The 13,772-nt window shown below is 54.1% G+C and carries 9 protein-coding genes; 7 read left to right on the forward strand and 2 right to left on the reverse strand.

Annotated features, from left to right (window positions below):
- Positions 1-34: 34 nt before the first annotated feature.
- The 7 genes from ACP7DD_RS14700 (at position 35) to ACP7DD_RS14730 (ending at position 11,016) form a co-directional block, all read left to right on the forward strand.
- Positions 35-505: a DUF4262 domain-containing protein gene (locus tag ACP7DD_RS14700; RefSeq protein WP_426175572.1), complete on the forward strand. Its 471-nt coding sequence runs from the start codon at positions 35-37 to the stop codon at positions 503-505.
- Positions 506-774: 269 nt separating this feature from the next.
- On the forward strand, positions 775-3,348 hold the full coding sequence (locus tag ACP7DD_RS14705) for a sigma-70 family RNA polymerase sigma factor (protein WP_426175573.1): 2,574 nt from the start codon (positions 775-777) through the stop codon (positions 3,346-3,348).
- A gap of 32 nt (positions 3,349-3,380) precedes the next feature.
- Positions 3,381-4,838 (forward strand): ATP-binding protein, encoded by a 1,458-nt coding sequence (locus ACP7DD_RS14710; protein ID WP_426175574.1) that lies wholly within the window; start codon positions 3,381-3,383, stop codon positions 4,836-4,838.
- A complete protein-coding gene (locus ACP7DD_RS14715) occupies positions 4,835-7,747 on the forward strand; it encodes a Z1 domain-containing protein (protein ID WP_426175575.1) in 2,913 nt (970 codons plus the stop codon). The genes ACP7DD_RS14710 and ACP7DD_RS14715 overlap by 4 nt, the downstream gene beginning before the upstream one ends.
- Before the next feature lie 10 nt (positions 7,748-7,757).
- On the forward strand, positions 7,758-8,741 hold the full coding sequence (locus ACP7DD_RS14720) for a PD-(D/E)XK motif protein (protein WP_426175576.1): 984 nt from the start codon (positions 7,758-7,760) through the stop codon (positions 8,739-8,741).
- Between the two features lie 2 nt (positions 8,742-8,743).
- The gene (locus ACP7DD_RS14725) at positions 8,744-10,519 is read left to right on the forward strand and encodes an AIPR family protein (RefSeq protein WP_426175577.1); all 1,776 of its coding nucleotides are present in this window, start codon (positions 8,744-8,746) and stop codon (positions 10,517-10,519) included.
- Positions 10,520-10,560: 41 nt separating this feature from the next.
- Positions 10,561-11,016 carry a very short patch repair endonuclease gene (locus ACP7DD_RS14730; RefSeq protein WP_426175578.1) on the forward strand — a complete coding sequence of 152 codons (456 nt, stop codon included), beginning with the start codon at positions 10,561-10,563 and terminating at the stop codon, positions 11,014-11,016.
- A gap of 100 nt (positions 11,017-11,116) precedes the next feature.
- On the opposite strand, the gene ACP7DD_RS14735 is transcribed toward ACP7DD_RS14730, so the two are convergent.
- Together ACP7DD_RS14735 and ACP7DD_RS14740 are read right to left on the reverse strand one after the other, a co-directional pair.
- Positions 11,117-11,860, reverse strand: a complete 744-nt coding sequence (locus ACP7DD_RS14735) for a hypothetical protein (RefSeq protein WP_426175579.1) — start codon at positions 11,858-11,860, stop codon at positions 11,117-11,119.
- A 185-nt stretch (positions 11,861-12,045) separates the two neighbouring features.
- Complete coding sequence (locus ACP7DD_RS14740) at positions 12,046-13,740, reverse strand: DNA cytosine methyltransferase (protein WP_426175580.1); 1,695 nt, start codon at positions 13,738-13,740, stop codon at positions 12,046-12,048.
- Between the last annotated feature and the right edge of the window lie 32 nt (positions 13,741-13,772).

Genomic DNA, 13,772 nt, shown 5'->3' on the forward strand with positions numbered 1-13,772 from the left:
TACCGACACCAATCATGTTTTGCAGAAAGTTCAGATGGCTATTTCTAGAGAATCGTTTTTTGAAAAAATCGATAGCCTAATCCGCAGTGAAGGGTTCGCGTTCCTTTGTATCGGACAAGACGTAAATGCCCCCCCTTATGCATACACGGTAGGCCTCACAGAAACCTACGCGTGCCCTGAACTCTTGATTTTCGGAGTGGGGCAGGACACGGCACATGCAGTCTTCCATACGGTATTTGACAAGATCAAGGCAGGCGCTCGATTTTCAGACGGCGATGTGCTTCTTGAAGTCCTCACTGTACCTTGTTCAATTAAAGCAGTTTCCGCCGAGTCAGCGCTGCCATTTGCTCTGAACGTCACGAGTCGCTACGAAGACACAGAACAAATTCCCACCTTTCAGCAAATCGTCTATCCGGACAGGGCCGGTGTCCTTCCTTGGGAGCCCGGATATGACAAAGGTCTCAAGCGAATTCAGACTGAGCTATGGACTGCGCTCATCCACTGAAATTGTTAGAACGCCCGCTGTTTGCAACCTCGCGCTCAGCCCAACATCCACTGAGATTCCACTGCTTCGTGTTCAGCCGGCTACCGCCGAAGGACCTCACGTAATGCGAATTCGAAGCCAAACCTTTTCAGGCAGAACCAGTAAATGCCCATTGCAAGCCCGTCACTGCTGAAGAGCCCGCAGCATTCAAGTGCAGTGAAAATATCTTGGCCATTCTTGCGTGGACGTGGAGAGACTGTCGCTGCAGACGATGCCATGCGAACAAGTAGATGAACGACACCATTTTCGCCGGCATGCATCTCAATCGATTCCTCAGAATGGCGGCGATGGCCGGTATCGAGAGTGCCATCCGGATTCATATAGATCGAGGCGACGATCTCAACGCCCGAGACGGGAACGGCCTCACACCCTTGATGCTCTCAGCGGCACGGAATAGGTTTGCGGTCTGCAAACTCTTGGTTGAAGCAGGTGCCGACAAGAGTCTCCGTTCCCCATCAGGGACGACAGCGCATGAGATCGCAATCGAGGCAGGCGCGCACGAGGCAGCCGAATTTTTAGAGCCTGTTATTTCCACGGCTGATGTAGCGGCTCCCCCGGTCCCGCCCGTCGCCGAGCTGCCAAGCGCGCCGCTTGTGCTTCTGGACGATTTGCCCAACGTGCAATCGCGAGTTTCCATTGGCGTGACCGCTACAACAGAGAGCGGTCCGGCTGACGACCAGACCAATTTGGTGATTGGCGGATCGGGGCACATCACCGATTTCGATCTCATGGGATGGGAACCAGAAGAAGATGGTCCTCCACCCGACGCGGACCCGTCGGTAGAACTGGCTGCGTCGGCGATGCATACGGCCATATCTGGGCACGAGCCGATCGATTCATCCGAAGACTGGGATGAAGTAGACGTCTATCTCCCGGAAAGATCGATGCCATTGGCACGCAAGGACGATGCGGAATCCAGGGAACGCCTGCGCCTCCTCCTGCTTAGAGCCATTCGCGAAGGCAGCGTGCCGAGCATGCACATAGAAGCACTGTCGTTAAACGACGATCGGTCAGCAAATCCCGAGGCTGAGGCTGTTCTGAACATGGTTGTAAACGACTTGGGTGCCGAGGTCGATGAGCGATTCGAATACGTTAGCGTTGATGAGAACTTTGAAGTCTTTATCAAACCCGAGGAAACGCAGGATGAAGAGGAGATTCTTGCCGGTGCAATAGCCTTGGTCGACAACCTCACGGCGCGCCAAACCGATCCTCTACGCATATATCAAAAGGAATTTCAGCGGGTGAAGCTCATTTCCGCTGACGACGAGGTTTCACTTGCCAAGTCCATGGAACACGCGCTGGATCTGGCCCTCGACGCCTTGGCTGGGTGGCCACGTGGCGTTGAACTCACGCTGGCCGCTGGGCACTTGGTCAAAGCAGGCCGCAAACCTTTGACTTGGCTGTCGCGTGGACCTGGAGGAAATCAAACTGACCTTGTTAGCGAAGTCGACGGCGACATAGCGAACATTGAAGCGCCGGAAAATGAGCCAGACGACGAGATCGAACTGAGTGATGAGTCCGAACTGGATTCCGGCACCGCCCCTCCTGACATTATCAATGGGTTCGCCGAACAGATAAACCGACTTGAGTTTCTTTTAACCGGTACATCGCAACCGGGGCCCGATTGGCTCGAAGTCCGAGAGATGTTGACGCTACTGCAGTTGAATATCCGCTTCCTTTCACATCTGGCGGACGTGACGCACGATGATCACTCCGAACAGGCCGAACAATACGCGGCCGCGATAAGGACGTTCCGGGGTGCACGCGAACGAATGGCCAACGCTAACCTGAAACTGGTTTTTCACCTTGCAAAAAAATACCTGTACAGTGGCGAACCGTTGGACGACTTGGCACAGGAAGGAAATATAGGATTGTTGAAGGCCGTAGAGCGGTTCGATTGGCGGCGCGGCTTCAAATTTTCTACATATGCGACTTGGTGGATTCGTCAGCAAATTGGACGTCACGTTGCGGACAAAGGCAGGACGATCCGCGTTCCAGTTCACGTTCATGAGAAAGTTCAGCGCCTGTACCGCGAAACACGGGCTTTTGAGTCAGAGAATGGGCGCCTCCCCGCACTTGATGAAATCGCGGCGCGACTGCAGATGTCTCCTCGTAGTGTGGAGGCACTTCAACGGATCGGGCCTGAACCGGATTGCATTGACGACCTCCTCATCGACGATGTAATCGCCGTCGAGGCCCGCTCTGCTTTCATTTCGCCCGACCCTTCCAAGATCGCGTATCAATCAGAGCTGGGCACAACGATTGACAAGGTGCTCGCCACGCTCACGCCGAGGGAGCAACAAATTATCAGGATGCGTTTCGGTGTGGGCATCAGCGACTCGTTCACCCTGGACGAGATCGGAATACGATATGAGGTCACAAGGGAACGCATTCGTCAAATCGAGGCCAAGGCGATTCGAAAACTAAAGCACCCTAGTCGAGCCGATGCCTTGTCTTACGTTGCGTACGGCTGGCCGTTTCACGACGAGCGTGAGGTGGAGGAATGCAATCCGGAGCCAGACAGCTGCGATCAATCATCGACGAGCATCCCGTCAGAAACGATTTCGACCGAATCCATTGTCGCGCCTGTCTATCGTGCCTCTCGCGCAAAGACACCAAGCATCGACAGATTGCTGGGGCAGGCCTCGAATTTGGGGATACCTTTCGCGGACGAGCGTAATGAAAATGACGGAAAACTATGGATCAATTTTACTGAGGTGCCAAACATTAATCATCGCAAATTTATGCGAAAGCTTCTAGCCCTGGGCTTTGAATTCCAAGCTGGGAAAGGCTATTGGAGATGAAGTCAAAAACACGCAGCGCCCCCCCGCGCGCCATGGCTATGCTCGAGGCCCTGCGCGGCCTGGGCTACTCGACTGCGGCGGCCTTGGCCGATATTGTTGACAACAGCATTTCTGCTGGCGCCAAGGAAGTGCGTATCGATTTCAATTGGGCCGGCCCCAGTAGCCGAATAACCATTCTTGATGATGGTCGCGGAATGGACGATCCCGAACTCGAAAGCGCCATGCGCCTGGGCGACAAGAATCCTTTGGATGCCCGGACGGTTGATGACCTTGGACGATTCGGTATGGGCTTGAAGACTGCTTCGTTCTCGCAATGTCGGAGATTGACGGTTGCCTCAGTCAAAGACGGAGCCACGAGCTGCCTTAGATGGGATTTGGACGAGCTTGCAGCAAATCCTGACGGCGGATGGCTGTTATTCGAAGGGCCGGCGCAAGGATCAATGCCGTTCATAAATGGCTTGCAAGAGGCGAGGCACGGCACACTGGTCTTGTGGGAAGCAATGGACCGTATAGTCACATCGGGCTACACATCAAACAACTTCCACGACCTAATCGACAATGTCGAGTCTCATTTGGCGATGGTTTTCCACCGACTCATACAAGGACCGCGCGCCAAACTGAAACTGCTGTTGAACGGCCGCCTAGTGGCACCATGGGATCCGTTCATGTCCGGTCACCCTGCCAAACCATGGACATCTCCGACCACCAAACACTCAACCCCATCCGGAACAGTCTCTGTACAGTGCCACGTATTGCCACACCGCGACAAGCTGACCATTACGGAGTTCGAATCAAATGCCGGACCGGCCGGCTGGACCGCACAGCAAGGTTTTTACGTCTACAGGAACGAGCGACTTCTCGTCGCAGGCGGATGGCTCGGACTTGGCAATTCCCGTGCATGGAACAGAGAAGAGGCCCACAGACTAGCCCGAATACGCCTGGACATTCCTAACACGGCAGATGCCGACTGGAAGATCGATGTTCGCAAATCCACGGCCCGCCCACCTGTATCGCTCAGACCTTGGCTAACTCTGCTGGCCGAGAACACCCGCGAGCGTGCGCGCCGCGTTTTCGCCTATCGAGGAACCCCGACTCCGATTTCAGGAAACATCCCTATTGATCAGGCCTGGCGCGTCGAGCGCATAAAGGCAGGTATCCGTTATCGGATCGAAGAAAGCCACCCTTCAGTCGCTGCAGTTTTGGAAAGCGCCGGCACGCTGGCGCCATTAATCAAATCCATGCTTCGAGTGATCGAGGAGACAGTCCCCGTGCAACGCATTTGGTTAGACACGGCCGAGAACAAGGAAACACCGAGAACAGGGTTCGAGGGTGAGCCCAATGCAGCGGTAATCGAAGTCGCACTCGTACTTTTTGATGACCTTGTCGGACGCAAGGGGTTGAGCGTCGAAGATGCCCGTAAATCGTTGTCCCGTACAGAACCATTTCAAAAATATCCTGCGCTCATCGCAGAACTAGGGAGTAAGAAATGACTGCAGGAGAAGAAGCAGCAGCGCAGGCGCAGTTACTGGACGATGTCATTGCCACCGCACAGCGGCTGGTGAAAGCTGAAAAAGATTCGTCGAAGATCACACCTCTGTACATCGCCGAAAAAGTGAAGTTGGCTACAGCGATGTTCGCGAGCGATCCACCAGTCCTTCTGAACGAGGCTAAAGCCGTGACCATACTGATCCAGCGATTCAGCCACAGGATGGGCAAGGCCACCACACTCGTCGATAACGCCGGGCACTTCGACTGGCTCACTGCCGTCCGCAAGAAGGATTGGCAATATTGGCGCCGCTATCGCGACTACCAGGAATCCAAACTGTCGGACGTGGTCGTCGACGGACTCGACGAAGCAACCGACGATATTCTTGGACTCCTCGAGGACCCGCTCCGAACGGACTCCTGGGATCGACGCGGACTCGTCGTGGGGCATGTCCAATCTGGCAAAACCAGCAACTACACTGGGTTGATCAATAAGGCAGCCGATGCCGGCTACAAGATCATCATTGTGCTGGCGGGGATGCACAACAATCTGCGATCACAGACTCAGATTCGTCTTGAGGAAGGCTTTCTCGGATATGAGACGACGGCGGACCGCGATGCGGGCCTGCCCATCGGCGTAGCCGCGTTTGGTGAAGACCTGAAAACAAACTCAGCGACGACTAGGGCGGAAAACGGCGATTTCAGCAAAGCCATCGCCAAGCATTTTCACGGAATTTCGCCAGAAGAGCGGCCTTGGCTCTTCGTAGTCAAGAAGCAAAAGACCGTTCTGACTGAGCTTCTTAAATGGATCCAGACTCGCGTGGCGGATACTCCAAGCTCGATGGCGGACTGGAAATTAGTGACAAAGCTGCCGCTCTTAATGATCGACGACGAAGCCGATAATGCATCAGTGGATACGGGCGAACAAGAATTCAACGACGATGGAACGCCCGACGAGGAGCATCAGCCAAAAGCCATCAATGGTCTCATACGGCAATTGCTTCATTCGTTCACTCGGAAGGCGTATGTGGGATACACAGCCACTCCCTTCGCCAATATCTACATCCACCACAAGGGCGCCACTGCAAAGGAAGGTCCGGACCTTTTCCCGAAGGCTTTCATTATCAACTTGGCCGCTCCGTCAAACTATGTTGGCCCCGCCCGCATGTTTGGGAAATTGACGAAGGATGGTCGCGTTGGAGCTCTTCCGCTTTCGCGTACCATTTCTGACCATTACGATCGTGATTCAAAATCGGGATGGATGCCTCCCAATCACAAGAAGACTCACGTCCCGGTCCACAACGGTCAAGAAACGATACCACCGTCGCTCCGCAGCGCCATCTACGCTTTCGTGCTTGTCTGTGCGGTAAGGGAATTGCGTGGCCAAGGGACCGAGCATAGCTCCATGTTGATTCATGTGACTCGATATGTTTGGGTCCAGGATCATGTGTGCGAACAAGTTGAGGAAACAGTACGTCGTATGCGCCAGAAGATCACGCGTGGAAGCGATGCTGATGAGTTGCTCATGGAGATGCGCAGCCTCTGGGAAGATGACTTCATTCCTACACACGACATAGTCTCAGAACTGTCGCCACAAGTTGAGCGCCCGCCAGCCCTGCCCTCCTGGGAGGACGTATTGGTGAAACTACCGGATGTCCTAGGTGACATCGCGGTCCGCTCCGTCAACGGAATGGCCAAGGATGCTCTGGACTACGCCACACCAGGCGCAGCCCTCAAGGTCATAGCAGTCGGTGGTGATAAGCTCGCACGGGGTCTGACACTTGAAGGCCTCTGCGTGAGCTACTTCGTACGTTCAACGAAGATGTACGACACGCTGATGCAAATGGGCCGTTGGTTCGGCTACCGACCTGGTTATCTGGATCTCTGCCGCCTTTACACTTCGCCGGATTTGGTGAAGTGGTTCGGCCATATTGCCGACGCGTCCGAAGAGCTCCGCGAAGAATTCGACTTCATGGCGAAGGCGAAACTCACGCCGGAGCAATACGGTCTCAAGGTAATGTCTCACGAGATCCTGACGGTCACTTCGCCCTTGAAGATGCGCAATGCTCAGACGCTATCCCTGACGTACAGCGGTACCCGTCCTCAGACCATTCTCTTTCATAGGGACGCGAAGGTCCAAGAGACAAATCTCGCTGCAACCGACTCGCTAATTGCAGGCCTTGGCGCAGATTTCATTTCCGGTCCCAGGTACGAGCGTGATGGCGAAGCGGACTCTTGGCAAGGCGCCCGACTTTGGAAAGATGTGGACGCTTCGCATGTCCTCGGGTTCCTGGGCACCTATGCAACCCATCCGAACGCCACTAGTGCCAAGGCAGGCGTAATTGTCGACTTTATTACCAAGATGCTCGACATTGGGAAATTAGAGCAATGGAGTGTCGCACTCCTCACTGGCGGTGAAGGTGTTGGCGAACCACATACCTTCCCAGGCGACTTTGAGGTCAGCTCCTTTCAAACGCGCAAGACTGAAGATTTTGATCCACCGGGAATCAAGGACCCGGCCATGTTTGCCATTGGCGTACTCACCGACCCAAAGGATGAAGGCATCGACCTCGACGATGATTCTTGGCGCAATGCCCTCGCCCGCACCCGCGCCGCCTGGAAGCCAGAACCTGCGCGGGGCCGTGATAAGTTACCATCCAGTCCCAGCGGGAAAGGTATTCGCGAGGCAAGAGACAGCCTAGGGGGTGAGGTCGATCGCGGACTATTGCTGCTCTACTCCCTTGCGCCGTACTACAAGGGGGAAGAAAAGCTGCCTGAAAACCTCATCGTACCAGGCTGGGACAAACCCATCATGGCCTTCGCCATCGCATTCCCAGCGAGCGAAAACGGAATTCGCGTGGAGTACGAAGTGAATCTTCTCTATTGGATGCAGGAATATGGCCCGACCGAGTAACGAATTTCTCATGGCATGGTCGTCGCTCACAGGCGCCGATATCGAACCTGGTTGGCAAGCCATTTCCCTAACTTCGTCTGGGCCGCTTCAGGTACGGGCGGGACGCCGATCGCCCGACAACAGTGAGGCGGTCCTGGTGGGCTTCCCAACGTTGCGGCTTGCAGCGGCGGACAAACTCCCTGAAGGACAAGGTTTCGCAGTTGAGCGGGCCGATCCTGAAGGCAGCGGCAGACTTTGGCTTGCCTTGACCCGAAAGGCAGCCGGCAGCACCGAGCTTTTCGCTGCCATGGCTTGCGACGTGATCGGGGCTCTTGATGACGCTGTGGCGTCTAGCGCGGACGAGCCCAAGCTCTTGCGGGTCTTAATCGGACGCGTGGGCGCTTGGCAGGAATTCATGCGGAAGGGTACGCAAACTCTTAGTCCCGAAGCCGAGATAGGCCTGATTGGCGAACTCACGCTACTCCGTTCCATCATCGATGCAGGCGTACCATCAGCCTTGGCCTTGGAATCATGGGTCGGCCCGCTTGATGGGATACAGGATTTCGAAATTGGAACCGGCGCACTGGAAGTCAAGACCACGCTGTCCGCTGTGGGATTTCCGGCCAAGATCGGTTCTCTGGATCAACTCGACGATTCGGTGCGCCAACCATTATTTGTGGCCGGTGCGAGACTAAAGCAAATCAATAGCGGACAAAATTTGCCAGAGTTTGTGGAAACAATGCGGATGTTAATTGAAGGCGATGCGGAATCCGAACGACTCTTGTCAGAGCGACTTCTGGCAGCAGGCTACATCGATGCCCACGAAGACAATTACCCGCGAAGATTCGAGCATCTGGCCCTTCGCGTAATCGAAGTAGCAGACGACTTTCCCCGCCTTACGTTGGGCAATGTCCCGTTGGGCATAGTTAGGACTGCCTATGAAATCGATCTCGACAAGACAACCGGCGAAGATGTCGGAACCGAAGGCGCGTTAAGAAAACTAGGAGCAATTTGAGTATGAACTTAACTGAATTTCTGACCGAAACTCAGGCAACCGTCCGCTCGCAGATGCGAGAAGGCGCGCTGTACGAGGAGTTGGTGTTCGCCGGCATCGTAATGGAGCACATGTCGGAAATCGGCATGACATTCGAACCTGTAGAGTGCCACTTCGAGGGCAAGGTAGGCAATGCCAATCTGAGATTGAGCGGATACGCAGTTTCGGAGGACAACGACCAGCTCGATTTGTTCGTGAGCCTTTATTCCAACGTCGACACGCTCACTCCAATCCCGGACTCCGAAACGAAAATTGCGGTCGAGCAGTGCCTACGTTTTCTTACGCTTTGCGCTGAAGGCAAGATGGCATCCAAGCTCGACCCGTCGAGCGATGTGCGATCATTGGCTGAAACTATGCACGGCATTTATAACGACTTGGAGCAGATTCGCGTCTACGTGATCACTGATAAGATCGCAAAATCCAAGAGCTTTAAGACGCGAGATATTGGCGGGAAGGCGGTGCGCCTTGAAGTCATGGACATCGAACGCCTTCATCGACATTGGTCCGAAGGGATACCACGAGACGAGCTCGTGGTGGATTTTAACGAAGTCTCAGGATTGCCCTTGCCGTGCGTATTCGTACCTGGTCAAAACGATGACTATGATTATGCGCTCACCGCCATTCCGGGCGAAGCCTTGAGGCTGCTCTACGAAAAATTCGGCGCACGACTTCTGGAGGCCAACGTACGTTCCTTCCTGAGTGTCAAGGGCAAAGGAGTCAACGCAGGCATCCAGACCACGCTGCGCTCCGCCCCAGAACGATTCATGGCGTACAACAACGGCATTGTGATCGTCGCCGACGAAATGCGCCTTGGAAAATCCGGCGATGGCTCGGCAGGTATTGCATGGCTTAAAGGCCTGCAAATCGTTAACGGAGGCCAAACGACGGCCTCACTCTACTTTACCAAGAAGAAGTATCCTGATACCGATCTGAGCCATGTGCGGGTACCCGCCAAAATCATCGTGATGAAGACCCAGGACTCGACAAAGGAAGAGGCTCTCGTATCTGATATTTCGCGGTTTGCAAACAGTCAGAATGCAGTCAAGCAATCGGACCTCTCAGCTAACAAGCCGTTCCACGTCGAGATCGAAAAACTTTCCCGTTCAGTCTACTGCCCCGATGGTGTGGGTCAATGGTTCTACGAACGCGCGTCTGGTAGCTATAATACGCTTCTGACCCGTGAAGGCACCACGCCGGCCAAGCTAAAGGCCCTGAAAGATGCAATCCCTTCTTCCCGCCGACTAACGAAAACCGACTTGGCGAAATATATAACCGCTTGGGATTGCAAACCAGACGTTGTCAGCCTGGGGTCACAAAAAAACTTCGATCGTTTTATGGCCTCACTCAGTCCGTCTGAAGGACAGGAGGCGCCCTTGCCCAACGTCGCGGATTTCAAGTCCATGATTGCCAAAGCCAAGATTTACAGAGACTCTCAAAAGCTGATTCGTCCGATGTTTCAAGCGTTCCAGGCCAACGTCACAGCCTACACCGTATCGCTCCTATCGGAAAAGCTCGGAAGCCGCATCGATCTTGAACGCATCTGGACCAAGCAGGCAATTTCGTCCGAACTGATCGCACAAATCGCGGTATGGGCCAAGGAAATCAACGATGTTTTACACTCCACGGCCGGTGGCCGCATGGTGTCTGAATGGGCCAAACGACCAGAGTGCAAAGAAGCCGTCATGGGCGCAAGCTACTCCGTCCCGGCATCGAATATTCCCGAAGTCAGAGTCAAATAGGCTCACCCCCATGACCGACTTTAACGCTGGTGCTTTGAATCGTGGCTGACATTGTAGCGCCGTCAGTCCGGAGTCGAATGATGTCCGGCATCAAGGGCAAGAATTCCAAGCCCGAGATGCTGGTCAGGAAGTTGCTTTTCGCCGCTGGTTTCCGATTCAGGCTGCATCGACGCGAGTTGCCAGGCACACCAGATATTGTCCTACCAGGCCGAAAGATCGCGATATTTGTACATGGATGCTTCTGGCACGCGCATGCCGGCTGCAAGTATGCCAAGCTTCCGGCAACCCGCCCCGATTTCTGGGCCACGAAGCTCAACGCGAACGTCGACCGAGATAGGCAGGCAATAGAGAAACTGACTGCTATGGGGTGGCGGGTTCTTTGCGTGTGGGAGTGCTCCACCCGAAATTCTGCGTCAGCGTCATCGTTGACAAACGACCTGAAAGAATGGATCAATGGCACGGGGCAGTACGCAGAGATTTGCGGACCATTGAGCTAGCCATTCTTCTTGCTCAGCCAACGGGCACATGGGTTGCACTCGGAGATTAAAGAAGGGACGTCAGCCGGTCAAGTCTGAAGAGGACACTAGGTGGGTGAGCTCAAGTGCGCCCGAAAGTTCGTTCCTGTTTTCCAAGGAATGCGGACAAGGTGTCGTTTTTCTGTATTAGTTTCTGCGGGATTTGAAATTCCTCGAATTGATCTGCGGGTCCAATAATGTATTTGGGTCTTGCTAGTGTTTTGATCCAAAGACCCATCGTTTTCGGGTCTGCCAGGGGCGAATTGTCGATCAACACAAAAGCGATTACGCCGCCTACCATCATGCGGTAAATGTTCCGCCCAAACTTGCGATCCGGCCGTGGGGTCCTGTACGCAAAGACTTCGGTATCACCAGCGGATAACAGAGGGCGAACAAGCAATGCGTCGAGAAACCGTGGTACCGGCGCTTGACAGAACAAGAAGTCCTGAATCGGGGCCAAAAAAGGACCCAGCTCGATCCTTCCAAGTTCCTTTCTGGTAATCGCATATTTGTACAAAATAGCTGCGAAAAATTTCAGGAGAGATTCGGAATCCGTTCCGGTTAGCTCATAACTCCCGAAACTCTTGTTGGCAGCTTGCGACCTCAAGTTCTGAAATGCTTTCAGGGCGGTTTCCTCATATCTTCCAAGCTGGCCATCGTGATTCGCGCACAAAATGTCCGCGTCCCACACTCCCGACTGGCTCGGTGAATACTTGGCATCGGAATTTGTCACCGCATGGTTTTTTCCGACCTGGACTTCCGTGCACATCGATCTAGGTATAAGGTGGGCCTTGATCGTCTTGTCGCCACATACTCGGCAGTTCATGTTAGTCCTTTAGCAATTGACTGAAAGTGATTGTGTCGCGGGAACCGCAGCTACTTCGACGGCCCCGTGTCGGAATAAGGCTTGCAGGAACGAGCTGACATGAAAGTCGGAGGCCCGGCCGGTCGCGGGCCAAGGAAGAGAATCAGCTGACAGTTGATGTTAGGTCAAGCCTTAGCTCGTACACATCAGGCTTGGGCTTCGCTCAGGCGAGTACAGTTGCCTATCACCGTCTCGGGGATGAATCCCGTCCCTGGGGAAGTTACCGCGACGTGGCGTAGACTCCCTGTGCTTGAGTCGTTCGCTTTTGCCACACTGACTCTGCCGGGTGGCACTCGGGGAGACGCCAAGAATTTATAGATAAGCTTCGCGATTTTCCGAGCCAACAGGGGAGGAACTGCATTTCCAATCTGTCCATACTGCTCGGTTCTATTGCCCTCGAAAAAATAGTTATCCGGGAATGTTTGCAAACGTGCGGCCTCTCTCACGGTAAGACTGCGGCACTGAACTGGATCATAGTGGATGTAGTAGTGCCCATCCTTCTTGATGTGTGCCACAACCGTTGATGAGGGCAAGTTTCCGATTTGGACTCTGAATCGGTCTGCGAAAGGAATGCTCTCTTCGTCAACATTCAGATGGTCTGGCATCAGCTTTGGGGGGAAATCATACAGCGAGGGCGCATACCCTTTTTCTTGCGCGAAGCACGCTGCAAAAAGGTAGCGATGCAAGTCTGAACGCATGTGACTACGCGTTTCATGTTGTAGTACGCCGCCCAATCGACCATCCAAGTACCAAGACCGAAGCTCTTTAGGCATATCAGCACTCGGCGTAACGATGGCGGGTATGAAAGTCCCTCCTGAAGACACCACTCTGGCGGCTTGCTCGGCCGATTCAGTCATCAGCTCCTCGATGCGTTCGCGTAGAGGAAGCCGCCATAAGTTCAGACTCAATGGAGCTTTCTTCATGACCCCAAGCCATGATTTATGTGAATCAGGCTCTTTCGACAATCGGCTCCGCAGTGGCGGCAGTCCGGACAGAGCTGTCTGCACTCCAACCTTGGAAGCAATCTTTCTCAATAAGAAGCGAAGCGGCTTCTGCGCGAGTGCGGGCGTAGCCGCAGCCACGTCGGACCTTATGCCAAACAGGATTACGCGATGCCGACTTTGCGGGATCCCGTAGTCATCCGCTTCGATGACATAGTCGGTAGGTTTCAGCTCATCACCGCCGACGACCAAGGATCGAATTTCGTACTTGAGGCCCTCTTTGGGCGCAGATAAATCCGCTAGAATGCGCTCAAAAATCTTGGAGCCACCGTGCTTGGAACTGAGCATGCCCTTGACGTTCTCCATCACGAAGACCGATGGTTCGAACTCCTGAATGATCCGCAAATATTCAGTGTAGAGAAAATGCCTCTTGTCGCTCTCGAAAGCTTCAGGATCTATGCCGCGAAGACGCGAACGGCCGGCGGTCGAATAGGCTTGGCAGGGTGGCCCTCCAATCAAAACCCAATTTTTGTTTGTACCGATGCCCTCTCGAATCCACGCATCGATTGTTTCATGCGGCGTGGCGCCAAGTTCCGCACATCTTGCCTCGTGCGCTGCTTCCTCTGCCGCGTCCTTAATTTCCGGAAGTTTCAAGAACTCTTCACGGCTGATTGTGCCGCGTACGTACTCGTAATAGCTAGCCGGCGCACTGCCCTTTGGGAATTTCCGGAACAACGCTCGAAGCATTAAGGTACGGTGCGCAACAGGATCTTTTTCGATGGATACTTTGACCCCAAATCGAGGGAACCCCTTCTCGTCAACTATGGAGGAAAAACCTTCACAAAGCCCGCCGGGGCCAGCGAACAGATCAATTACAGGAATCTTGCTAGGTTGTTCCATCAATTCTTTTCTTAAGTTTATTCGTCTAAGGA

Source organism: Massilia sp. TWR1-2-2 (genome assembly GCF_049897565.1).
Classification (GTDB): Bacteria; Pseudomonadota; Gammaproteobacteria; order Burkholderiales; family Burkholderiaceae_D; genus JAFCUW01.